Below are 20625 nucleotides of genomic sequence, written 5' to 3' on the forward strand. Positions count from 1 at the left end.
TTTACTTTACTCTTATGCCGTATGGACAGAAATATTCTATGCCTAGGTCTTTGTAAAGCACAGAGAGTGCGCCATACATTATCACGGGCACGCCGTGGGCCTTGGCCTCGTTTACCAGTTCCAGCAACTGGGCGCTTGTGAGTGCGCCGGGGGCCACAACCACTGCTTTTACCTGGCCTATCCACCCCTTTACGCTTGAGGCATCTACTAAGTCCAGTGGCACTGGGCGTCCCTCTTCCGAGGCGACGAGTACATAGGCCATGGAGTAGAGGGCGGCGGCGACCTTGTTGTTGAGCCCAACCAGCATCACAGGCCCGCCGTATCTGGAGAGGACGTACTCAGTTAGCCTCCTTACGCATTTCTCAGACTCTTTGGCGCGGCAGGTGGCAAGCCGCCTTATGCCGCGCTCTCTCTGCCTGTTTAACACCTCTAGGCATGTTCTAAGCCGCTCGTCTCTCATGGCCTCTTCTATGCTGTAGACCCCGGGCTTAATTCCACTGCTGACGGGGACATCTGCACATATGTCGCCTATGCAACACCTAGCTAGTACTTGGCCGTCGCATGTATCTACGCCTTCTTCTCTAACTGCGGCCACAATTAACGACACTGCTCTTTGTGGAAATGTAATTAAAAACGTTAAGTGGGGGTCTATTAGACGGTAGTCGAATATAATGTTAAGTATCTATAGTTGGGGTTTTTCCATGGAGGTTCTCAAATACGATTTAGTGATTATCGGCTCTGGCATTGCTGGGCTTAGGGCCGCCACGGCGGCGGCTTGGGCAAGCGGCGGCAAGATCTCAATAGCGATTCTCTCGAAGATACAGGCCATGAGGAGCCACAGCGGCTCTGCCGAGGGGGGCATGTCGGCTGTGCTGTATCCAGAGAAGACTGGGGACTCCCTGGAGCTACATGCCTACGACACTGTGAAGGGGAGCGACTTCCTTGCCGACCAAGACGCGGTTCAGGTACTTGTGGAATATGCGCCTAGGGAGGTCCGATACTTGGAGAGAATTGGAGTGCCTTGGACTAGGGAGCCCGATGGGAGAATTAGCCAAAGACCCTTTGGCGGCATGACTATACCGCGCACCACCTTCGCCGCGGACAAGACGGGGTTCTTCATAATGTCTACCCTCTTTTCTGAGACTAGGAGGTTTGAAAACATCCACGTGTACCACGAGCATTTTGTCACAAAGTTGATCGTGGAAGGCGGCGAGTTTAAAGGCGTGACGGCGTACGACCTCAAGAGCGGCGAGTTTAAACTCTTTTATGCGAAAGCCGGCATCATAGCCACTGGAGGTGCGGGGAGGCTGTACCGCTTTACTACAACGGCTCACTCCACCACGGGGGAGACCCTGGGATACGCACTTAGGGAGGGCATTGCGATAAAGGACATGGAGTTTGTCCAATGGCACCCCACGGCCCTTGTCCCCAGCGGCATTTTGGTGAGCGAGGCGGCGAGGGGGGAGGGCGGCTACCTAATAAATAAGGAGGGGGAACGGTTTATGAAGAGGTACGCCCCCCAGAGGATGGAGCTGGCCCCCAGAGACATTGTGTCGAGGGCTATTTTGACCGAGTGCGCCGAGGGGAGGGGGTTCCAGCACGAGTCTGGCATGTGCTACGTGGGCCTCGACCTTAGGCATCTAGGCGAGGAGAAGATTAATAGCAGAATTCCATTCATCCGCGAGCTGGCGCATAAGTACGCTGGCGTAGATGTATTGTCTGAGCCTATCCCAGTTAGACCAGCCGTGCACTACACCATGGGCGGCATTCACACAGATACATGGGGCCGTGTCTTAACCGCGAACGGCGAGTGGATAAGGGGCTTGTGGGCTGCCGGCGAGGCAGCGGCCGTCAGCGTACATGGCGCAAACCGGCTCGGCTCCAACTCGTTAAGCGAGTGCTCCGTGTGGGGCAGGCTGACGGGAGAGCAGGCGGCGAAATACGCCATGGAGAAGGCCCCACTGCCAGAGCCCGATGGAAAACTACTAGACATAGCCAAGAAAGAGGAGGCACGGGTCTTTGACAAACTCATCCACAGAGAGACTAACGCCCCCACTCCCTACGAAATAAAGAGGCAGCTGAACGACATAATGGAGGAGCACTTTGGCCCATTTAGACACGGGTCGTCGATGGCGGAGGGGTTGGCAAAGCTGAAAAAACTCAGGGAAGCGGCCTCCTCCTTTAAGATTGTCGACGGCAGCCGTGTGTACAACCAGAACCTGAAAGACGCCCTTGAGGTAGACGGCATGATAGACCTTGCGCTTGTCGTAGGTATTGGCGCATATACGAGGACAGAGTCTAGGGGGGCGCACTATAGGCTAGACTACCCCAAGAGAGACGACGTGAATTGGCTCAAACACACCGTTGCGTATCTATACGGAGGCGAAATAAAGCTCACATATACGCCGGTAACAATTACAAAATGGAAGCCAGAGGAGAGGAAGTATTAGTATGAAGTCTGTAATAGTTAAGGTAAAGAGATACGACGGGTCTAAGAGCTGGTGGCAGGAGTACAAGGTTGAGGTGCCCTCGGAAAGAATTTCTGTGCTCGACGTACTGCTTAAAATTAAGGAGGAGCAAGACCCGACGCTGGCTGTGCGTTACAGCTGCCGCATGGCTATCTGCGGGTCTTGTGGCATGGTGATAAACGGTCTTCCTAGGCTTGCGTGTCAGACGTTGCTCTCAGAACTAAAGGATTCGCGATTAACCGTGGAGCCTCTTTGGAACCACAAAGTTATAAAGGACCTCGTGGTTGATACAGAGCCGGATTTTGAGAAAGTTAGGTCGGTTAAGCCGTACATAATTAGGGATGCGAAGGAAATTTACGGGAGTGATGCAGAGTTTGGACAAAGGCCCGAGGAGCTAGAGAAGTACTACAACTTTGCATATTGCATCCAATGCGGACTGTGCATGGCGGCGTGCCCAATACTGGGCTCTAATGAGAAATTCCTAGGGCCTATGGCTCTTGCGGCTGCGTATAGGTGGAGCGCTGATAGTAGAGACCGAGGCTGGGAGATAAGGAGAGCAATAATAGACGCAGAAGATGGGCTGTGGCCATGCCATTTGGCGTACACGTGCAGTGCCGTGTGTCCGCGGGGGGTGGATCCGGGCTATGCAATACAACTGTTAAAAAGCGCGATACTTAGGAGGCGGAGGCCATGAGGGCGGGAAAAGGGATTTGGGAGTGGTTCAGAGGATTAAACTGGGAGCGCATATACTTCGCGATTCACAGACTAACCGCCATTTACCTCGTGTTGTACATATTCCCCAGGCCCTACCTCGTGTTGCTCCACGGCTCTTGGGAGGAGGCCCTAAAGTTCGACATGACGCCGATTGGGAGAGCCCTTGCGGCGCTCTTCATCTTCTCAATCGCATTCCACGGCATCAATGGGCTCAGGATCATGCTAATAGAGTTGGGAGTAATAAAGGGCAGGCCAATACGTGAACCCATAAGATTCATACCTGCGCTCCGGACGTCTAAACTTAACTGGCTACTTATGGCACTCACCATTGTAGGCACGGTAGTGGGTACACTCTTAGGCACATACTTAGTGCTATACGGCTCAGAGGTGTGGCCATGAGAGCCAGCACAGAGAGACTAATTTTGATTGTTGGTGCTTTTATTATGGTGGTGGGTATGCCGGCGGTTATAATGGCGGCGATAGCTTTAGGAAAAATACCGCTTGAAAAGGCCCTTTCTACACACCCGCTTGTGATAATACCATACGCCTTTGTAAAAATCGGCTGGGGCCTCATATGGGCCATCGTTGCAGTAGACTGGGTAGTTCACGGCTCGCATGGCATGAGGAGGATCTTAGGGGAGCTTGTAAAATCTGAACGAGGCAGAAGGGTGTTAGACGTCATAATAAACGCCATAATGATCGTCACTGGGATCGTCATGTTCTACGTGCTAGTTTTTATACCGAACTAGCCTTTTTTACTGTTGATGAGAGCTGGTATTACAGAGCCGTGAAGAAAGACACCAAAGCTGACTAATCGGCCCTCGGCGCGACAATAGTCTTAAAAGTGCCCGTAGTAAACTCATAGGTCAGCTTGATGGGCTTGTTTTCAGACAGCTCAACCTTGACCCTTTTGGACAAGCTCTTGAGCTTGCCTGTTATGTCTCTCAGAGTTTCAACAGTGTATTTGGCCGTCACGGTCTCCTCTGCCGACACGCTGAACAAGGCCTCGTCGTTTTGACTCAACGTGGCCTCAGCCGCCTTGCCGCCCTCGCCGACGCCCCTAATGGTTACCCCCTCCGGCGAGACTGAGATCTGCACCCAGTCGGAGACCTCCTCCACCATGGCCAACAAGTCGTCGAATACACCTGCGTCTACTTCAAACGACGCGTCAAAGGTGAGAGAAAGCTCTGGTATTTCCTCTTCTATGACTGAGACTATGGGGAAGGAGAAGCGGCGGACGAGGCCGGCCTCCTTCCCCCTCTTTGGGTACACGTAGAGGTTGAATCTGTTCCTCTCCTTGTCTACCTCTACCTCAAGCTTCTCTGTGGCGCCTATGCGCTTTATTACGTCCTTCAACGTGGTGAATATGAGGCCCACCTTGACCTCCTCCTCTAGGACGTAGTCCTCTAGGCTCGCCGCGTAGAAGGATAAGTCGAGGATAGAGGTCTTAGTGGGGTCGAGCGCCTTTATTGAAATTCCGTCTTGTGTAAACGTGAGCGAGGCCTCTGGCAGTAAGCGAATGAGTACCTCGAAGGCGTAGCGCGGCTCCTTCCCCTTTGGAAACAACGCCCGGGCCACACTCATGAGATTAAGTTGGGCAGACAATTATATAAGTGAGCTTCATGTAAGAGTATTGTGAAGAAGACCCCGATCGCCGAATGTGTGACGAGTGGTATTACGACTGACTCTTAATCTTTCTCAGCTCCTCTATGAGGAGCGGTATTACTTGCTTGTAGTCGGCCACTACGGCGTAGTCCGCGTTTTGCATTATGGGGGCGTGGGGGTCTGGGTTAATCGCAATCACGGTCTTAGACTCTTGCATGCCCATTAGATGTTGGATTGCTCCACTGATTCCGACGGCGATGTAGAGCTTAGGCCTTATAGTCTTCCCAGTCTGACCTATCTGCCTATTGTGCGGAACCCACCCGGCGCGTACAGCCATGAGCGAGGCGCCCACTGTTCCGCCTAACAGCTTGGCCAACTCTATTAACAGCTTGAACCCCTCTGCAGAGCCGAGGCCCCTCCCCCCGGCCACCACTATGTCGGAAGACTCCACTGGGGGCAAATCTGCCACGTCTTTTTCTAGCCTCTTCTCCACTGATATCAAGCGAGTTCTTCTCCTAGAAATTTCCACTTTTTCCACTATGATTTGTCCAACGCGGCTTGTGTCACGCGGCGGCTTGGGAAATACGCCGGGCCTCACACTGGCCATCTGCGGACGCCTCTGTGGAGTTCTTATGGTGGCAAGCTGAGTGCCGCCGAAGGTTGGGCGTATTTGTAGCAGATCTCTAGTCTTTGGATCTATGTCAAGCGCTGTGCAGTCCGCAGTTATGCCCGTGATAAGAGTATTAGCTATGTACGCAGCTAGTTCTCTCCCCCTCTTTGTGGCCCCTATTAGGAATACCTCTGGCTTATACTTTGCGACAACTTTAGCAATTGCCTCCGCATATTCGGCGGGCGTGTAAACTCTGAGATCAGGGTTTTCGACGATCACGACTTTATCTGCGCCGTGGTAAATTGCCTCACGTGCCATTTCCTCGGTCCCCGCGACTATTACCCCACCTACCTCAGTGCCGCCGAGCTTTGCGGCCAACTCCCTCGCCTTCCCTAAGAGTTCAAGGCCTACATCTTTCAGCTTATCGCCGTCGCGCTCTAAATACACCCAAACTCCCTTATACTCCTCCTTATTAATGGGAGGCCAGAGAGAGCAGGGCATGTTATATAACTCCCTCCTGCCTTAATATTTCAACTAGCTTTTTCACTATTTCCTGCGGCTCGCCTTGTATAACTACTCTCTTTCTAGGCGGATATGTGGCAGGCGCCAGCCCTGCAACCACGGTGGGACTGCCACGTAGTCCAACACATTCAGGCTCTAGCTTCAGATCGTTGTTGCTGATAATTTGTATATGCTCTCTTGCGATGAGCTTTCGACTCAATCTAGTCTCCCTCGGAACTTGCGAGCCTTTTAGCACCGATATAACTGCTGGCATTTCTACCTCGTATACTTCATCTACGCCCTCGTCTTCGAGAAATCGCCGGACTATTAAGGTCCTCCCCTTAACCTCGGCGTCGTACACGTAGTACACATAGGGTACGCCAAGCCAGCTGGCCGTCTGGGCGCCTATGTGCGCCGTGGTGCTGTCAATGGTTTCCTCCCCGGCTACGACTAAGTCGTAGTCTGGCACATATTTCTCAATGGTTTTTGCAAGGACGTGCGCCGTTGCCCACGTATCAGCGCCGGCGAAGACTCTGTCAGACGCTAGAATTGCCCTATCAACTCCCATGCCTATGAGACTCTCCAGCGCTGGGATGCCGCTGGGAGGGGCCATGGAAAGCGCTATCACCTCCCCGCCGTACTTGTCCCTTAGCTTTAGTGCAAACTCTACGGCGTCTCTATCCCAAACATTTGTCGTAAGTGGAACTCCCTCTCTGACCAAGGTGCCGGTTTTTGGGTCTATCCTAATTGCTGAGGAGAGGGGGACGGCCGCCTTTGTGAGTACTACGATCTTCATAGCCCTAGGTGAAGCGGTACCAAATTCCCATGCCAGACCTCGGATAGTTCCACTCTATGTTGCCGTGTGGACATACGACCCTGCATGTTCCACATTCTACACACGCCTCGGTACTTAACACGATTATGTCTCCCTGTTGTACATAACACTTAGCTGGGCACATATATGTACATGGCTTTTTTTCACACTTTCTGCACATGTCTGGATCTTTGATTTTTATATGAGGACGATGTATATCAACGTCCCACGCATTGGCGTTGAGCCTCTCCTCTATTGTAAAATATTTCAAGCTCATAAGTTCCTAATCATCCTAATCATATTTATCATTAACTTTAACAGACTTACCTTGGTGTGTTTCGACGCCTCGCGGACTGCTTCAAACAAGGTCCTGTGATTCTCGTCTATTGAGAAGTATCTATACGCCGCCTCTGTTGAAAATAGCGCCAAATCTCTGAATAGGCTCTCATCGCTTAGTAGTCTATCGGCGTGTCTAAACTTTTCAAGTTGCGGTAGTATAAAGCTGGACCTCAACTTCCTCTCATACACGTACAAGTCCTCCGCCGAGGGGCTTCTAGCCTCTTTTACAGCATCCGCGGCTAAAACGCCGGACGCTATTGCGAAGTCGACGCCTCTTATGAGGACTCCAGTGTGTAATAGAAAGCCTGCGGCGTCGCCAACTATTAAGAGCCCGTCGTGGTAAAGCCTTTGAGGAGACATGTTTATTCCAGCGACTGGAGTCATGTGGCCGCCGTACTCTTGCAACGTGGCGCCTTTGACAAGCTGCGCCACGTAGGGGTGTAGCCTGAATTTTTCCACAAGTTCGTACACAGGCGTTTTCAGCTTTGGCCAATTTCTGAGGTATACGACCACGCCTAGCGCCAGCGCGTCTTTGTAGGTGTATATGAAGCCACCGCCCGGCAGATACTCAGTTGGGTAGCCGGCAAAAGCCCACGCGAGGCCTTCATCCTCGTCGAGGCCTAGCCTTTCTTCAAGCACTTTCTTGTTCTCAAATTTTAAGACTTCTTTGACGCCTACTGCAACAGCCTCTGGCTCAAGCTTCTTCGCAAGACCTGCCCGTTCAAGGAGGAGGCGGTTGACCCCTTCGGCATCTATGACGTATTCCGCGTGTAGCACGTCTGGGCCAGACTGAACGCCGACTATTCTGCCTTTCTCGTCTTTTACAAATTGATCAACGGTTATTTCTGTGACAATTTTTGCGCCAGCACTCTGCGCCAACTTCGCCATCCAAGACACGAAGGAGACGAGCGGCACCACGAAGCTCTTCTTTTCTTTCTCTACCACGGCACTTTCCACAGTCAATGCCTTATCCTCTGTGAGAAAAGTCACTCTCTCCCTCCTCACCCACCTATCCACAGGCGCGTCTTTACGAAACTCCGGTAGATATTTATCGAGCCAGTAGGCGTATATCCGCCCGCCGTAGAGCTCCTTGGCGCCCGGTTCTCTGCCTCTTTCTAGCACTACCACTTTAAAACCGGCAGAGGCGAGTTTATACGCGGCGGCTAAGCCAGCTGGGCCTGCGCCTACAATTGCCACGTCGAATTTCATCGGGGAGAGACTGTGCCATCGTTAAAATATGTATTCTCGACAAGAGCCAAATATTTCAAGTTTAAAAAATACACAACGTAGAAGCCCCATGCGTGTGCTTCTCAAGTATTTCTCAGCGCTACGAGACATAACGGGAAGCGCCAGGGAAGAAGTGGCCTTTGAAGGCCCTGTCACCGTTTCCGACCTGCTTACGTGGTTTTTCAAGAAGTACCCAAAGGCAGAGGCCTTTAGAGAGGAGCTAGTGGTGTTAGTAAACGGCAGGGCAGTTGAAGGCTCCTATGTGTTGAAAGATGGAGACGAGGTGGCGCTGATGCCCCCCGTCAGCGGTGGGGGGATAATCACAAGCGACATAAGCATTGACAAAGAAGTTAGAGACATCATAGAGAAAAGCGCTACACAGGGAGGCGGGGGGGTGGTAATATTCGTGGGCTTTGTAAAAGGCGTTGTCGACGACGCCGCGGTAAATGTGCTCGAGTACGAGGCCTACGAGCCTTACGCAGACCAAAAGATTAAAGAGATTGAGGAGTGGGCAAGGTCGCAGAAGGGCGTCTTAGACGCTAGAGTGTACCACAAGGTTGGTTCCCTAAAGCCTGGAGACACTACCATATACGTCTTTGTCTCAGCCATCAATAGGGATGTGGCTTTTAGAGTGGCGCGGGACGCCTTAGAGCGCGTAAAACACGAAGTCCCAATTTTTAAGCTTGAGCGTAGAAGCGATGGAGAGTTCTGGGTAGTCGGCGACGGCAGACGTATTCCTAGAAGTCCTCAACCTTGAAGGGGGACTCCTCCACTTCTACGATCCCCTCCACCTCGGCTACGTATTGATTATGCCGCATTTTTACCACTACGCTAATGGCATAGCCGCCCTTTGTGACTATTAGGGTCTTGCCTCTCTCAAATACTACGTCGACTACCGCCTCCCCCATTTCCTCAAGCTGAGTGGCCACCCTATTTACTAGGCTCCAGAGAAAGGTCAGTGCTATGTTTAAGCCCTCTGACCGTATCTCCAACGGCCTTGACAGCGCCGCGGCGAAAAACTCGCCTATATCTCTGCTCACCTCCGGATTTGTGGATTCCACCAACATGTATACCCTTAGCCTAGTCAGCGCCTTTACCTTGTCCTCAAGCGTCTGCACTAAGTCTTTACACCACAGTGTATATTAAAATCACGCCTTACTCCTCCTCTTCCTCCCCCGGCAACTTCAATAGAGAGATCCTCCTCGGCTTCTCCTCTTTTGGCTGCTCTTGCTGGGCGAGCTTCTCCTTGTACATTTCGGCTAGTTTGTCAACAACGGCGAGTATGGCTCTCGAAGTCTCCGTATCCTTTGCTAAAAACTCGTGAAGCCGGCCTGAGTCAAGGTAGTGGGAAAGCTCTGGGTCCATGGGTATGCCCCCCAAGAAGGGCACACCCGCGCTTTCGGCAATCCTCTTCCCAGCCTCTTTCCCAAATATGTAGTACACCTTGCCGTCGCCTGGGCACTTGAAACAACACATGTTCTCCACGACGCCCGCCACCCTTATGTTTAACTTGCGCGAGAAATCCACGGCTTTTACCACAATCCTCCTGGAGATCTCCGTCGGAATTGTGACAATGATGCTTCCGTCGAGGCCCCCCTGGAGGCTTTGCGCAATGGTGAGAGGCGCGTCGCCGGTGCCCGGCGGGAGATCCACCACCAATACGTCTAGCTGGCCCCACTCCACCTGGGCTATGAAGTCTCTCAAAGCCTGGTTCACAAGGGGGGCCCTCCAAATTACCGCCGTGTCGTCGCTGGGCAGCGCAAACTCTATAGACACAACTTTAACCCCAAGAGGGCCCACCGCGGGGAGTATTCTCCCAGTTTTCTGATCCACATACAGCGTGCTATCGGAGAGTCCAAGCATCTTGGGGATCGTGGGGCCATATACGTCCCCGTCCAGTATGCCGACGCTGTACCCCCTCATGGCAAAGCCCAAGGCCACAGAAGCCGTCACCAACGACTTCCCCACGCCGCCCTTGCCCGACAGTGTCACAAGCTTTAACTTAACGCCCTTGAGCACGTGGGCAAGCGATCCGGGCGCAGAGGCTTGACCACGGATATTAACCTTGACGCTCATGATTCTACAACTGTTATATCTATATATAAATTCGCTATACGGCGCCTTCGCTGAGCCACAGCGCCACGCCTTTTCGCACAAGGGAAACCCCTATAGCCACGCTTACTACGAGCATGATCTTTTCAACGACTCTTATCCCAATCACGCCCAAGGCCTTCATCACATACCTCGACGCAGACAGCGTCAGGTATGTAAGCGCCGCCACGGCCACTATTACAACTAGAGCGAAGACTTTGCCATACTGATTCGACAGCACTAACACGTACGAGATAGAGGCAGGGCCTGATAGATACGGCACGGCTAGAGGCACAACTGCCACCTCAACTCCCTCCGACACTGGGGCCTCATAAGGCCTCAACAGGTAAAGAAGAGAAAAGGCCGCGAGTACCAGGCCACTCGCCACCATGAAGTCCCCCAGACCCACGCCGAAGTAGGCGAAAAATTCTACGCCGACTAAGGCGAAGAAGGCCAAAATTAGGGAGGCCACTACCACGGAGAGAGAAAGCACTCTCCTACGCGCCCCCTCCCCGATTCTACTCGTCACAGCCATGAAAAGTGGAATATTCCCAACTGGGTCAACCACGATATATAACACAAGTATTGAGAGGGCTAAGCTGTGGAGGTCCATCAGAACCCAGATTTCTCCACACCTAGTTCAGCGATGACGGGCCTTCCTCATTTGGCCCAGTTGTACCTTCTCCAACGCTTACTCCGACCCCAGCCGCAAGAAGCACAGTACTTCTTTGTCACATTATATGAATGTCTGCCGCATCTCGGGCACCGTATGTGCGTCTTCCCCTTGTTGTGCTTGCCCATCGAAGGTGTGCCCTTCATGACACAGGCGAAATAAACAAGACGTTTTCTCCTCTCACCACTATGGTGCCGCGTTTATACACATTGCCGTCTATGATCTCCTCGGCGTCGTCTAGGAGGAGGTTTACATGTTGGTCAAAGGCCTTCAGTATGCCCCTGATCTCGTGGCTGTCGCGGAGTTTTACCAACACTTGTTTCCCAATGGAGTCTTGCAGAGTGGCTCCCAGCGTGGCGAAGCACTTGGATAAATCCGTGGCCATGGGTCCCCACTTCCGCGCAGTATATAAAGTTTATCGACGCCTCCTCATTTATAATATCTGCCATTTTGAGACGTGGCCTCTGACGTACTACTTGAGCAGGTACTTAGAGATCTGCGGCTGCGAGGATTCCGCATAGTAGAACAGCTGGCCGACAACATGTTCATAGGCGAGAAGAAGGAGAAGTACCTCTTCTACGTGATGGTTGAGGGCGTCGAGGTAAGTATATCAACTATGCTCAAGGTGATAAACATGGGCGAGACCCTCTCCATGCCCGTGGTGCTGGCCCTTGTGAGCAACGACGGGACAGTGACCTACTACTTTGTGCGAAGGATAAGGCTAACGCGCAATGTGTACTATGCTGAAGCTATTTGAGAAGCTTGTTGAGGCGTCTAGAAGCAGAGGCGTGCGCTTCGTCATACACTTTGCCAAGTGCCGCGGAAAAGTTGGCGTTGACAGAGAGGTCAAGGCTCTGGACGAGGAGGGGAGGCCCGCGCCCTGGTCTAGGGTATTCCCCGGGATAACTCCGCAGAACGTGTTGCAACAGTGCGTGGTGAAAAAAGTGGAGGTGTACAAGGGGGCTGAGCTAGTGGCCGAGTTCAAATCTATTGAAGAGGCTCTTTCAAGCCTTTAGCGGATTCCCTGACCTTCACCGCGTATCCCCTCCCCAAACTTATCTCTCTTACGCTGTAGACCATGCGCCCCACGGCTATAATTCTCCCACTGGAGTCTCTCACGGCAGCCTCGCCGTTTGCCCGCAGATCCTGCGACGTTGCAGTTATGTACTTGGCGGGGACGTTGCGCCCATCTTGTACATATTGAACAGCCTCATCCCCCACTACTACGTACCTGTCTATAAATGTGGCGCCGTATAAAGTGGGCAGTAGATAGCCGTCGTTGTTGCGTAACACAAAGGCAAGTCTGCCGTCTACGTACACACGGCGTATTCTGCCGCTTGCGTTATATTCCACCTCGATTTTGCGGCCCCTAAGTCTCTCCACGACTCCTCTGCCATATAGGTAGGACAGTTGTACCAAGACGGCGGTGGACACGTAGAGGAGAGACACGTTTTAAATATGCAACATGTCCACCTTGTGTACTGCGAAATATGTGGGCGGCCCATAGAGGGGGAGCCTATAGCCATAGAACTAGATGGGGCAGTGTTGTACGTGTGCCGTAGTTGTGCGGCCAAGTACGGCGGCAAGACTCTGTCCAAGACGCCTCAGCCGCAACAGCAGAAAAAGCCGGCTAAGCCAATTCCACAGCCCCAGCGTAGCCGCTTGCCGGAGCTGGAACTAGTCGACGACTTCGGCGACGTTATTAGGAGGGCGCGGGAGAACTTGGGTCTCTCAAGAGAGACTTTGGCGGCTATGTTGGGCATAAAGGAGACGGTGCTGAGGAGAATAGAGGCGGGCCAGCTACAGCCCGACCTAGCTCTTGCTAGAAAAATTGAAAAGGCGCTTGGGATTAGGATTCTTGTCGAGAGCAGGGAGGAGACCGCGTCGAGCAGTAGCGCCAAGCTTGAAAAGGGGCTCACCTTGGGCGAGGTCGCTGAAATACGAGACGAAGGTGAAGAGTAGGGCGCTTCTCGCCTACGTCGGCCCCAAGGAGCAGGCCCTGAGCAATAAAATTGAGGAATTCGTCTCGCTGGCGGAGGCCGCGGGCTTTGACGTTGTCGACGTTGTTACACAGTTTGGCAGACCCGACACCAGGTTTTACCTAGGCACAGGCAAAGCGCGGGAGGTGGCGCTCCGCGACTTTGACATATTTGTCGCGTACCACACTTTGACTCCCCTACAAGTTTTCAACTTGGAAAAATTGTTTAAAAGGAGGGTCTTGGATAGAGTTTACTTAATACTTACAATTTTTGAAAAGAGGGCCGGAAGCACAGAGTCTAAGTTGCAGATTGAACTTGCACGGCTTAGGTACGAGCTCCCGAGAGTAAAGGAATATCTGCGGAGAGCAAAGATGGGCGAGCAGCTGGGGTTTATGGGCGCTGGCGAGTACATAATTGACGCCTATTACCGCCACATGGTCAAACGCATGGCCACGATAAAGAGAAAGCTTGAGGAAGTTAGGAAAAACAGGGCCATGCACATACAGCGGAGGAAGAGGTCGGGCGTGCCAGAGGTGGTCATAACCGGCTACACAAGTGCGGGGAAGACTACCCTCTTCAATAGGTTGACCAACGAGGACAAGCTAGTAGACGGCAGGCCCTTCGCGACGCTGGAGACCTACAGCAGGGCCCTAGACTTATGGGGCAAGAGAGTTGTGATCACAGACACAATAGGGTTCATAGACGACTTGCCCCCCTTCCTAATAGAGTCGTTTCACTCGACTCTCCAAGAGGTCACAGAGGCAGACGTGGTGCTACTAGTCGTAGACGGGTCCGATCCGCCTGGCGAGCTTAGCAGAAAGCTTGAGACATCTATGGAGACCCTGGGAGAGGTAGGCGTCTCAAGGGACAGAGTGATCCCGGTTGTAAATAAAGTGGACAGGATAGGCATAGGGCGTGTCAGAGAGCTGAGGTCTGTGTTAGCGAAGTACTTCACTTGGTTTATCCCCATATCAGCGCTTACGGGCTTCGGCATTGAGGCGCTAAAGGCCGTCCTATTCTTCAAGGTGCCGGGCTACATTTTGACAAAGACACAGGACAGAGAGGCAAGGGGGCTACGTGTCGGAGATGTAGTGTTCGTGCCAATCCCCGAAGACGCGGGGAGGTTCTAAGCTTTTAAAGCTGGGCAAACGTCGCACATGTGAAAGACGTGTATCTTTACATAGTTGAAAAAAGCGTAGCGCTTGAGTTCGACTCAGCCGAATACGGCAGATTGGCGAGGAAGACCGTGGAGCTCCTCTATGATAGGAAGGAGGAGCTCACCGACGACCGAATCGCAATCCTCCTCAACATTTCAACAGCCGAGACGAGGAGAATCCTACAGTACTTAATGAAGCAGAACTTAGTCGGCGTGAAGAAGAGGAGCACAGAGGACTATAGGATCGAGTATACGTGGTATGTAAACGACGAGGTGATATCTCAAGCAGTTAAGTATAGGGCGAAGGTCGTGAGAGAAAAAATTTCGCTTATGATAAAGGCTTTGACAGAGGAGGCCTTCTACGTCTGTCCAAACTGCTTCATGCGGTACCCCGTCGAAGAGGTCATGGAACGGGGAGGAGTGTGCCCAATATGCGGCTCACATCTCGAGTACGTGGAAAACGTAGAGGAGATAAATAAGCTCACCAAAGTCTTTGAAAAACTAGACAAGATATGAGGGTGGAATTTAGGATCTACAAGCCTGTGGAAGACTACGAGATCTTTGTCACAGGCTTTGCCGGAATCGGCATTGTAGGCCACATAGCCACCAAGTACATATCGAGGGGCTGCGAAGTCGTCGGCGTGGTAAGATACCGAGGCGAGCCCCCCATTGTGTCAATTGAGGGCGGGAGACTTGTGCTACAAAACGAGATTTTCTCCTGCGGCAGACTCGTCGGCGTGGTAAACAACTACGGCATACACGAGGCCGCCCTCTACGACTACACAAGGGCACTGGCCAACTGGGTCGCGGCTAACGAGTTCAAAGTGGCCGTCCTCTTCGGCGGCTTAGACGGGAGGCTGAAGAGGGGGGACGAGCTACTCCGCATTGTCTACACCTCGGCCTATGAGAGGAGGGGACTACCTACGGGCGGAGCCAAAGTGCTGGAGGCTGGGCTTCAGGTGGTGGGGCCCTTGGCCCTCCTCACCTCGTTCTTCGAAGAGCTAGACTTCCCAGCTCTCGTAATATTGCCCTATGCCGACGTAACGAGGCCAGCCGACCCATATGCAGCAAGCGTGGCGCTTGACTTCTTCTCAAAACTGTACGACTACCCAGTAAATACAAGCGGACTAAGGCAGATGGCCGAAGAGCTTGAGAGAGAGCTAGAGGAGGCGCGTCGTAGGCTAGAAGAGCAGGCAAAGCGCGAAGAATCTAAGCTATATATCTAGCATCCTCTATTGAAGAGAGGCGCCTCACGGCTTTCCCCACTAAGGGAATATCTACGCCGTAGGTATATATTTCGTCGTATCGGTTTAGCCACTCGTAGAGGCGCGCCCTCGCCTCTTCGCTCTCGCCCTCGGCCTCGTTTTGGGACAGGGGGTACACCTCTGCCAACTCCTCAGGCACGGCGCCGAAGACGGGGTCGTAGAAAATTATGTGAACACGCTCGCCTACTAGCTCTTTCAGATATCGGTATTCCCAGCTCCGATTGTACGGCTTTGTGCTCGCTTTAACCACGAGGGCCTTTTTCGACGGCGGATCTACGTTTTCCAGTCTTGTGAAGTGTCGAAGCGGCTCTGGTCTTGAGGGTGAGGTGTCGTGGTAGAAGAAGAGGCCGTGGGGCTTTGGGTGCGTCTCTGGGTCCAGCGCCTCGATGTAGCGGCGGAATTTGCTTAATTTTTTGAGGAATCTGTATAGGGAGGGGTGTGCCCGGGCTTTCGCCTCTAGGTACTCCCAGAGTGTCCCCTCGTGGATCCTCTGCCTTATCTCCATCAGCTCCTCTCTGAGCACCGCAAGGTTGTGCTCTGCGATTAATAGGGTGCGTTCTTCGCGCGGCATTTCTCTGAGCTCTTTTACCGGCGTCTGGCAGAGCTTGGTGCTACAGGGGAGGTACTCCGACTTTGCGTCATCGAGGCGCAACGTCCTGTCTCTCAGCATTATTCTCCCGTCTCTCGCGTATAGTATATACGACGCGCTGTCAAAGAGGTCTACTCCCAGCGCGACGGCAAAGGGCAGTATTAGTGGGTGCCCCGCGCCGAAGAGGTGCAAAGGAGCGTCTCTAACCATGGCCATCTTGGCCTCTAGGACTATCTCAAGTATTGTATCAAACCTGTACTCCTCGAGGAGGGTAGTGGGGCTACCGACCGCATAAATGGGAAAGCCCATTTGGGAGAGCTCTCTTGCAGATCTCCTCAGTAGGTCGAGATAGGTGGCTCCCTGTATGGGGGCCACCACTAGCATGTCTAAGTCTTTTAAGAGGCGCGTGGCCCTCCTCGCCCTTCTTAGCGTTTCTTCCACTTTCAACAACGCGCTGTGGTAGGGCTCTTCATAGTCAAAGGGCAGGTCCAAGATTACGCCTATGTCGCTCCCGATCTTGTGTTGATACAGCAGAATCTCGTCTGGGTCTACGTCGACTGTGCCATAGCGCAGAATTTGGTACGCCCCGGAGTCTGTCATGACGACCCCATCCCACTTTAACAACCTCTTTACATTTACATCGCCGCCTTTGGCAAGCCTATATATGAAGTATGAGTTGGTGATTACTTGCCCGAAGTATCTCTTTAATACCTCGCTCGGCACCTCTTGCTTCCTCGGGTCAACCACTGGGAACAACGCCGGGGTTTCTACCACGCCGCTTTTCGTATAAAGCCTGCCGATCCTTCCCCCCAAGTCTTTCGCGACTATTTCAAAGACCCCCATATCAGTCCAACTCGACAACTTCGTGCTCAGAAATCACCTTGGTCTTGTCGGCGTTTGCCTCAGGCCCCAGAGCCACGAGGTAGTGCCGCACGGTGCTTAACCACTCGGGCTCCTCCACGGCGTAGCCCTTCATATAGGCCTCGTTTGCGATAGACACCATCTGCACCACCAGCGGATGTACCGCCCGCCGAGAACCGGCAGGAACTATATCGATAATGTTCTCTGGCAAAGTCCGCACGGACTCCTCCAGCTTCGCCAACCTCCTCCGCGCTATGTAGGTCTTAACGCGGCTACCGACAACCCGCCTGCTGTACTTAGCCACTTTGACCATAGAGGTTGCTAATCCCAAAAGCCCTAGCGGGATAGTGGCCATCCCCAGTATAAATGCCAAGGAGAATGCGACTACCGACAAGAGAGCTATAAATATTAGTAGAGCTTTCATGTCCTTTATAAACACACCTCCAAGGACGGCGAATATGCCTATGGCGGCGGCTAACGCCAAGTCTATCATAGCAACGGTATGACGTAGCACTTGTCCACTGCCACAAGCTGATATTCGCCCATTTCTAACCTCTCTACGGCCTCACGACACGACTTTAGGAGCTCCGCCTTACGTTTTATAAAGTCGTCGATCCTCTTGTCCCTGCCTGCGAGAGCCGCGAGCAGTTCAAGCTCGCGCTCTATGGCGGCGAGCAGATCCTTAGGCCTTCCGTAGAGCAACATGCTTCTGCCTGTAGTAGTCCATCACAGCCTCGGCCACCTTCTCTGCGTCAAAGACGCCCTTCTCCACCAGGGAGGATAGAAGCTTCGCCCTCTCCATAATTTCCTCATATCCGCCTAGCCTCTGCAACCAGTAGGACCTCCTCAAGTCTACTTCGACGCTGTCTGTGCGGGGGTCGTACCAGCCCACGTTTATGAGACCGAATTCCTCCTCCTTTATTTTTATCTTGCCCGGCGTGGCGTAAGGGTAGGCCCTTAGCCAGACGACCTCAGTTATCCCAGTGACGCGCCTGCCGAAGTCGAAGCGCCTAATGGTCGCCAGCACGTGGAAGGCGGAGAGGTGTTCCGGCGAAACTCCAATGGCCTCCCCCGTGAGGCGCATAAAGACCTCCATGAGATCCTCCGCGTGGAACGTTGTAGCGCCGCCGTGGCCTGTCAATACGCCTTGGATTAATTCATGTATCTCACGGCCGCGGCTCTCGCCTATGACAATTATGTCGGGCCTGGCGCGCAGTAGGTACTTCACTAGGTCGATTAAGTATATGGCTGACTCAGAGCCTGGCAGGCTCTTCATGTAGTCGTACATGGGAGATGTGAAGAGCATTACGACGTTTTTAAAACTCGGCGGCACTCTAATCTCAGGTGTCTCCTCTGCGATGGCCAGGCGCTTGTGCGGGAGAAGGACTAGGAGCGCGTTTAGGAGCGTGGTCTTACCTGTGCCAGTTCCGCCGATCACCATGACCGACTTGTGGTGTTCAAAGAGGTACCAGAGGTAGGCCATGGCCAGGGGGGATATGGTGCGCCTCTTTATGAGCTCCGTGGGTGATATGGGGAATGGGGGCTGTACACGCACTGACACATACGGCGCATTTCTAGCCACTCTCCCAGACATGGCAGTGGCGAAGCGCAACAGCGCGCCGTTTCTCAAGCGTATGTACGTGTCTTGGATGGGGTACTGCTCGTTGAGCGGGCGCCCCGTCTCGGCGTATACCCTCCCCACAATCTTTATCAAAGTCTCCCTGTTTGTTGGGACGACGTTTGTCCTTATGTTATAGCCGTAGTCTCTGTGGTCTACGTATATCGGCGCGTCTATACCGTTGATGTTTATGTTTTCAAGTCTCACGTCGTACAGTATCGGGGTGAGGTACGAGTAGTCGGCGGCCTCCAGCTGGACGTAGTACCTCACTGCGGCACGCAACTGCTTGGGAACGCCTATGTCGGCCATGGCCATTTCAATGAGTTTGCCCAACTCCTCTCTACTTACATTAGGCCTAATTATCTGGTGAGCCGTGAGGTACTCCACAACCTTATACGCATACTCACCCACTTTGTCCGAGTAGGGAAATGCGTAGGAGACATTGTAACAGTAGCCGTCTTCTGAGGCAAATATCTGAATCCTAGCGCCCTCCGACTGATACTCCTCCACAACCGTCCCTTTGCAACTTTCGACGCGGAAGTCGAGCATATTACACTGTGAATATAGATTTTGTGGCCATCACCGCTAAGAATATCGCCAGATATAAAAGCGCCAAGTAGAGCAACCCGCCGCGGGTGGAGAAGCTTATCTTGGAGAAGAGGAAGTAGTAGCCCAGCGACATTATGCCAAGGGCGGCGTATAGAATCCCCATGCCTGTCCCGCCTACTGCGGCGCCCCCATAAATTTTGGACATGGCCTCTGTCAGCGTGATCATGGCCGTGTTGACAAAGGCCACCATGGCGGCCCCCGCCAGCGCCAGAAATCTTGTCACATTTAAAGTTCTGCCAATCTCAGTCCGGTACTCAAATAGCTTTGCCACAAAGTTCTGTAGCTGGTCTATGGTGGCTCTTGGCAGTGTGCCAAGCCGGTGAATGTCGAAGAGCATCCGCACAATCACCGACATGACGGGTTGCATATCTTTTAACACGACGTCTTCAAGTCTGCTGTCGCCGACTTTCATGGCTTGTAATATAGCGGCCGCCTTGTTGTTAAAGGGGCCGTAGTCTCCGAAGGTTATTGCGGTTTCAACAGCTCTATAAACTGAGGGGGCCCTCTTCAGCTCGTCGAATACCGTGTATATAAAGTCCATGAAGCCCCTCTCGAAGGCTCTGGCATTTACCTTCTCTCTCGCTATAATCCACCCGGCGACAGTCACTCCAAACGCCAAAAGCGGCGCCGCCGTAGAGAAACTCGGCTGTATAAAGGCCGTTAAAATCATGGCCGTCGCCGCCGCCACAGCGAATATGATGGGAAGCAGTTTGAACTCCATTTTCATGAGCGGGACGTTTATGAACAGCGCCATGACGACGCCCAAGATTGCGGGAAGCAGGCCGCCCATTAGTAACAACAGCGCAGGGTTTCCTCTGCCAATAACCACCGCTGTGACAGAGAGCATGGCAAGTCCCACGACGAGCGAGGAGATCAGCGACGTGAGTCTATCCATGCGCCTCTGCATCGCCGAGGCAAACTCCACTGTGTCCATGTCCATGTAGAGAGACAGCTTTGCCACAATGTCTTCCCCAATCCTCAGCGAAGTGTATAAAGAGTTGAAACGGTATACAAGTTTCTGAGGCGCCAGCTTCTCCACCGCACGCTTCATGGCATCCATGGGCTCCATGCCTATCATCTTGGCGTTGTTCCACGCAGCCAGCGCCAACGTCCTAACCCCCGGCAACTCTCGGTAGCGCGTCATCCTCTCAATCAAGAGGTTGAGGTGGGCCTTTGTGGCAAAAGCCATTTGGACAAGGGCTGTGAAAAACACCATCTCTGTCCCCAACATCTCCCTAATAGACCCCGCCCTGACTGACACCAGCAACTTGGGCAGGAGGAAGACCAAGGCGCCGACACCCAAGAGGAGGGGGCCCAGCGGAAAAGCGCCAAGCAACACTAGCACAGCCCCGCCGCCCACGACGGCTAAGCCGAGCAAGTTAAACAGCCTAGCCGTGCTCCTAAACCTAAGGGGGTCTAAGTCCGTCTTCTCAATCCCACGGAGTTGCCACCTAGTCAAAAAGTCTTGCACAAGCAACTACGCTTATGTTGTATTTATTTTTTGCT

At 53.0% G+C, this 20625-nt stretch carries 28 protein-coding genes; 11 read left to right on the forward strand and 17 right to left on the reverse strand.

Translation table 11 applies throughout. The annotated features are described in order from the left end of the window. Position 1 precedes the first annotated feature (1 nt). The gene (locus PCAL_RS11275; RefSeq protein ID WP_011850799.1) at positions 2–607 is read right to left on the reverse strand and encodes a hypothetical protein; all 606 of its coding nucleotides are present in this window, start codon (positions 605–607) and stop codon (positions 2–4) included. A 94-nt stretch (positions 608–701) separates the two neighbouring features. Here PCAL_RS11275 and PCAL_RS11280 point away from each other — a divergent pair, with 94 nt between their 5' ends. Genes PCAL_RS11280 through PCAL_RS11295 form a run of 4 tightly spaced genes read left to right on the forward strand, consistent with a single transcriptional unit; the run spans position 702 to position 3931 of the window. Beyond that, complete coding sequence (locus PCAL_RS11280; RefSeq protein WP_011850800.1) at positions 702–2450, forward strand: succinate dehydrogenase/fumarate reductase flavoprotein subunit; 1749 nt, start codon at positions 702–704, stop codon at positions 2448–2450. Position 2451: 1 nt separating this feature from the next. Continuing rightward, positions 2452–3162 carry a succinate dehydrogenase iron-sulfur subunit gene (locus tag PCAL_RS11285; protein WP_011850801.1) on the forward strand — a complete coding sequence of 237 codons (711 nt, stop codon included), beginning with the start codon at positions 2452–2454 and terminating at the stop codon, positions 3160–3162. After that, on the forward strand, positions 3159–3581 hold the full coding sequence (locus tag PCAL_RS11290; protein ID WP_011850802.1) for a succinate dehydrogenase: 423 nt from the start codon (positions 3159–3161) through the stop codon (positions 3579–3581). The genes PCAL_RS11285 and PCAL_RS11290 overlap by 4 nt, the downstream gene beginning before the upstream one ends. A gap of 56 nt (positions 3582–3637) precedes the next feature. Continuing rightward, entirely contained in the window at positions 3638–3931 is a 294-nt protein-coding gene (locus PCAL_RS11295) for a succinate dehydrogenase (RefSeq protein ID WP_226951965.1), read from the forward strand. Between the two features lie 61 nt (positions 3932–3992). On the opposite strand, the gene PCAL_RS11300 is transcribed toward PCAL_RS11295, so the two are convergent. The 5 genes from PCAL_RS11300 to PCAL_RS11320 form a co-directional block, all read right to left on the reverse strand. Then, complete coding sequence (locus PCAL_RS11300; protein ID WP_011850804.1) at positions 3993–4766, reverse strand: DNA polymerase sliding clamp; 774 nt, start codon at positions 4764–4766, stop codon at positions 3993–3995. 91 nt (positions 4767–4857) lie between these two features. Further along, positions 4858–5898 (reverse strand): electron transfer flavoprotein subunit alpha/FixB family protein, encoded by a 1041-nt coding sequence (locus tag PCAL_RS11305; RefSeq protein WP_011850805.1) that lies wholly within the window; start codon positions 5896–5898, stop codon positions 4858–4860. 1 nt (position 5899) lies between these two features. After that, positions 5900–6694: an electron transfer flavoprotein subunit beta/FixA family protein gene (locus PCAL_RS11310; RefSeq protein WP_011850806.1), complete on the reverse strand. Its 795-nt coding sequence runs from the start codon at positions 6692–6694 to the stop codon at positions 5900–5902. A 4-nt stretch (positions 6695–6698) separates the two neighbouring features. Then, a complete protein-coding gene (locus PCAL_RS11315; protein ID WP_011850807.1) occupies positions 6699–6989 on the reverse strand; it encodes a ferredoxin family protein in 291 nt (96 codons plus the stop codon). Then, positions 6986–8260, reverse strand: a complete 1275-nt coding sequence (locus tag PCAL_RS11320; RefSeq protein WP_011850808.1) for an FAD-dependent oxidoreductase — start codon at positions 8258–8260, stop codon at positions 6986–6988. Before PCAL_RS11320 ends, PCAL_RS11315 begins: the two co-directional genes overlap by 4 nt. Before the next feature lie 88 nt (positions 8261–8348). Between PCAL_RS11320 and PCAL_RS11325 the strand changes: the two genes are divergently transcribed. After that, the gene (locus PCAL_RS11325; RefSeq protein ID WP_193322734.1) at positions 8349–9035 is read left to right on the forward strand and encodes a molybdenum cofactor biosynthesis protein; all 687 of its coding nucleotides are present in this window, start codon (positions 8349–8351) and stop codon (positions 9033–9035) included. Here the strand turns inward: PCAL_RS11325 and PCAL_RS11330 are convergent. The 5 genes from PCAL_RS11330 to PCAL_RS11350 are packed head-to-tail and all read right to left on the reverse strand — an operon-like array spanning position 9016 to position 11427. Next, the gene (locus PCAL_RS11330) at positions 9016–9396 is read right to left on the reverse strand and encodes a hypothetical protein (RefSeq protein WP_011850810.1); all 381 of its coding nucleotides are present in this window, start codon (positions 9394–9396) and stop codon (positions 9016–9018) included. The genes PCAL_RS11325 and PCAL_RS11330 overlap by 20 nt on opposite strands. 37 nt (positions 9397–9433) lie before the next feature. Then, complete coding sequence (locus tag PCAL_RS11335; protein ID WP_011850811.1) at positions 9434–10354, reverse strand: Mrp/NBP35 family ATP-binding protein; 921 nt, start codon at positions 10352–10354, stop codon at positions 9434–9436. A gap of 34 nt (positions 10355–10388) precedes the next feature. Further along, positions 10389–10982: a MarC family protein gene (locus PCAL_RS11340; protein WP_011850812.1), complete on the reverse strand. Its 594-nt coding sequence runs from the start codon at positions 10980–10982 to the stop codon at positions 10389–10391. Positions 10983–11029: 47 nt separating this feature from the next. Beyond that, a complete protein-coding gene (locus PCAL_RS11345; RefSeq protein WP_011850813.1) occupies positions 11030–11188 on the reverse strand; it encodes a 50S ribosomal protein L37e in 159 nt (52 codons plus the stop codon). Next, positions 11185–11427 carry an LSm family protein gene (locus tag PCAL_RS11350; RefSeq protein ID WP_011850814.1) on the reverse strand — a complete coding sequence of 81 codons (243 nt, stop codon included), beginning with the start codon at positions 11425–11427 and terminating at the stop codon, positions 11185–11187. Before PCAL_RS11350 ends, PCAL_RS11345 begins: the two co-directional genes overlap by 4 nt. A 72-nt stretch (positions 11428–11499) precedes the next feature. Here PCAL_RS11350 and PCAL_RS11355 point away from each other — a divergent pair, with 72 nt between their 5' ends. Beyond that, positions 11500–11799: a PDDEXK family nuclease gene (locus PCAL_RS11355; RefSeq protein ID WP_011850815.1), complete on the forward strand. Its 300-nt coding sequence runs from the start codon at positions 11500–11502 to the stop codon at positions 11797–11799. Beyond that, on the forward strand, positions 11783–12058 hold the full coding sequence (locus tag PCAL_RS11360; RefSeq protein ID WP_011850816.1) for a hypothetical protein: 276 nt from the start codon (positions 11783–11785) through the stop codon (positions 12056–12058). Before PCAL_RS11355 ends, PCAL_RS11360 begins: the two co-directional genes overlap by 17 nt. Here the strand turns inward: PCAL_RS11360 and PCAL_RS11365 are convergent. Then, the gene (locus PCAL_RS11365; protein ID WP_226951966.1) at positions 12030–12491 is read right to left on the reverse strand and encodes a PUA domain-containing protein; all 462 of its coding nucleotides are present in this window, start codon (positions 12489–12491) and stop codon (positions 12030–12032) included. The genes PCAL_RS11360 and PCAL_RS11365 overlap by 29 nt on opposite strands. A gap of 27 nt (positions 12492–12518) precedes the next feature. Between PCAL_RS11365 and PCAL_RS11370 the strand changes: the two genes are divergently transcribed. From PCAL_RS11370 to PCAL_RS11385, 4 genes are read left to right on the forward strand one after another with little or no spacing between them, the layout of a single operon-like run. Further along, positions 12519–13004 (forward strand): multiprotein bridging factor aMBF1, encoded by a 486-nt coding sequence (locus PCAL_RS11370; RefSeq protein ID WP_011850818.1) that lies wholly within the window; start codon positions 12519–12521, stop codon positions 13002–13004. Beyond that, positions 12994–14151, forward strand: a complete 1158-nt coding sequence (gene hflX / locus PCAL_RS11375) for a GTPase HflX (RefSeq protein ID WP_011850819.1) — start codon at positions 12994–12996, stop codon at positions 14149–14151. Before PCAL_RS11370 ends, hflX begins: the two co-directional genes overlap by 11 nt. A 29-nt stretch (positions 14152–14180) precedes the next feature. Next, positions 14181–14693 (forward strand): transcription factor, encoded by a 513-nt coding sequence (locus PCAL_RS11380; RefSeq protein ID WP_011850820.1) that lies wholly within the window; start codon positions 14181–14183, stop codon positions 14691–14693. Continuing rightward, on the forward strand, positions 14690–15403 hold the full coding sequence (locus PCAL_RS11385; RefSeq protein ID WP_011850821.1) for a proteasome assembly chaperone family protein: 714 nt from the start codon (positions 14690–14692) through the stop codon (positions 15401–15403). Before PCAL_RS11380 ends, PCAL_RS11385 begins: the two co-directional genes overlap by 4 nt. Here PCAL_RS11385 and tgtA read toward each other — a convergent pair. From tgtA to PCAL_RS11410, 5 genes are read right to left on the reverse strand one after another with little or no spacing between them, the layout of a single operon-like run. After that, positions 15387–16874, reverse strand: a complete 1488-nt coding sequence (gene tgtA, locus PCAL_RS11390; RefSeq protein WP_011850822.1) for a tRNA guanosine(15) transglycosylase TgtA — start codon at positions 16872–16874, stop codon at positions 15387–15389. The two genes, PCAL_RS11385 and tgtA, sit on opposite strands and share 17 nt — an antisense overlap. Position 16875: 1 nt before the next feature. After that, positions 16876–17385, reverse strand: a complete 510-nt coding sequence (locus PCAL_RS11395; RefSeq protein WP_011850823.1) for a hypothetical protein — start codon at positions 17383–17385, stop codon at positions 16876–16878. After that, the gene (locus PCAL_RS11400; RefSeq protein WP_193322735.1) at positions 17382–17597 is read right to left on the reverse strand and encodes a hypothetical protein; all 216 of its coding nucleotides are present in this window, start codon (positions 17595–17597) and stop codon (positions 17382–17384) included. The genes PCAL_RS11395 and PCAL_RS11400 overlap by 4 nt, the downstream gene beginning before the upstream one ends. Beyond that, positions 17575–19059: a type II/IV secretion system ATPase subunit gene (locus PCAL_RS11405; RefSeq protein WP_011850824.1), complete on the reverse strand. Its 1485-nt coding sequence runs from the start codon at positions 19057–19059 to the stop codon at positions 17575–17577. The genes PCAL_RS11400 and PCAL_RS11405 overlap by 23 nt, the downstream gene beginning before the upstream one ends. Before the next feature lies 1 nt (position 19060). Then, positions 19061–20590: a hypothetical protein gene (locus tag PCAL_RS11410; protein WP_011850825.1), complete on the reverse strand. Its 1530-nt coding sequence runs from the start codon at positions 20588–20590 to the stop codon at positions 19061–19063. Between the last annotated feature and the right edge of the window lie 35 nt (positions 20591–20625).

It is taken from the genome of Pyrobaculum calidifontis JCM 11548 (genome assembly GCF_000015805.1).
Taxonomy (GTDB): Archaea; Thermoproteota; Thermoprotei; order Thermoproteales; family Thermoproteaceae; genus Pyrobaculum; species Pyrobaculum calidifontis.

What these genes read in the sequence shown, in the direction of transcription:
- PCAL_RS11280 (WP_011850800.1), top strand. Translation starts at nt 702, where the DNA reads ATGGAGGTTCTCAAATACGATTTAGTGATTATCGGCTCTGGCATTGCT.
- PCAL_RS11285 (WP_011850801.1), top strand. Translation starts at nt 2,452, where the DNA reads ATGAAGTCTGTAATAGTTAAGGTAAAGAGATACGACGGGTCTAAGAGC.
- PCAL_RS11290 (WP_011850802.1), top strand. Translation starts at nt 3,159, where the DNA reads ATGAGGGCGGGAAAAGGGATTTGGGAGTGGTTCAGAGGATTAAACTGG.
- PCAL_RS11295 (WP_226951965.1), top strand. Translation starts at nt 3,638, where the DNA reads ATGCCGGCGGTTATAATGGCGGCGATAGCTTTAGGAAAAATACCGCTT.
- PCAL_RS11300 (WP_011850804.1), bottom strand. Translation starts at nt 4,766, where the DNA reads ATGAGTGTGGCCCGGGCGTTGTTTCCAAAGGGGAAGGAGCCGCGCTAC.
- PCAL_RS11305 (WP_011850805.1), bottom strand. Translation starts at nt 5,898, where the DNA reads ATGCCCTGCTCTCTCTGGCCTCCCATTAATAAGGAGGAGTATAAGGGA.
- PCAL_RS11310 (WP_011850806.1), bottom strand. Translation starts at nt 6,694, where the DNA reads ATGAAGATCGTAGTACTCACAAAGGCGGCCGTCCCCCTCTCCTCAGCA.
- PCAL_RS11315 (WP_011850807.1), bottom strand. Translation starts at nt 6,989, where the DNA reads ATGAGCTTGAAATATTTTACAATAGAGGAGAGGCTCAACGCCAATGCG.
- PCAL_RS11320 (WP_011850808.1), bottom strand. Translation starts at nt 8,260, where the DNA reads ATGAAATTCGACGTGGCAATTGTAGGCGCAGGCCCAGCTGGCTTAGCC.
- PCAL_RS11325 (WP_193322734.1), top strand. Translation starts at nt 8,349, where the DNA reads ATGCGTGTGCTTCTCAAGTATTTCTCAGCGCTACGAGACATAACGGGA.
- PCAL_RS11335 (WP_011850811.1), bottom strand. Translation starts at nt 10,354, where the DNA reads ATGAGCGTCAAGGTTAATATCCGTGGTCAAGCCTCTGCGCCCGGATCG.
- PCAL_RS11340 (WP_011850812.1), bottom strand. Translation starts at nt 10,982, where the DNA reads ATGGACCTCCACAGCTTAGCCCTCTCAATACTTGTGTTATATATCGTG.
- PCAL_RS11345 (WP_011850813.1), bottom strand. Translation starts at nt 11,188, where the DNA reads ATGAAGGGCACACCTTCGATGGGCAAGCACAACAAGGGGAAGACGCAC.
- PCAL_RS11350 (WP_011850814.1), bottom strand. Translation starts at nt 11,427, where the DNA reads ATGGCCACGGATTTATCCAAGTGCTTCGCCACGCTGGGAGCCACTCTG.
- PCAL_RS11360 (WP_011850816.1), top strand. Translation starts at nt 11,783, where the DNA reads ATGCTGAAGCTATTTGAGAAGCTTGTTGAGGCGTCTAGAAGCAGAGGC.
- PCAL_RS11385 (WP_011850821.1), top strand. Translation starts at nt 14,690, where the DNA reads ATGAGGGTGGAATTTAGGATCTACAAGCCTGTGGAAGACTACGAGATC.
- tgtA (WP_011850822.1), bottom strand. Translation starts at nt 16,874, where the DNA reads ATGGGGGTCTTTGAAATAGTCGCGAAAGACTTGGGGGGAAGGATCGGC.
- PCAL_RS11395 (WP_011850823.1), bottom strand. Translation starts at nt 17,385, where the DNA reads ATGATAGACTTGGCGTTAGCCGCCGCCATAGGCATATTCGCCGTCCTT.
- PCAL_RS11400 (WP_193322735.1), bottom strand. Translation starts at nt 17,597, where the DNA reads ATGTTGCTCTACGGAAGGCCTAAGGATCTGCTCGCCGCCATAGAGCGC.
- PCAL_RS11405 (WP_011850824.1), bottom strand. Translation starts at nt 19,059, where the DNA reads ATGCTCGACTTCCGCGTCGAAAGTTGCAAAGGGACGGTTGTGGAGGAG.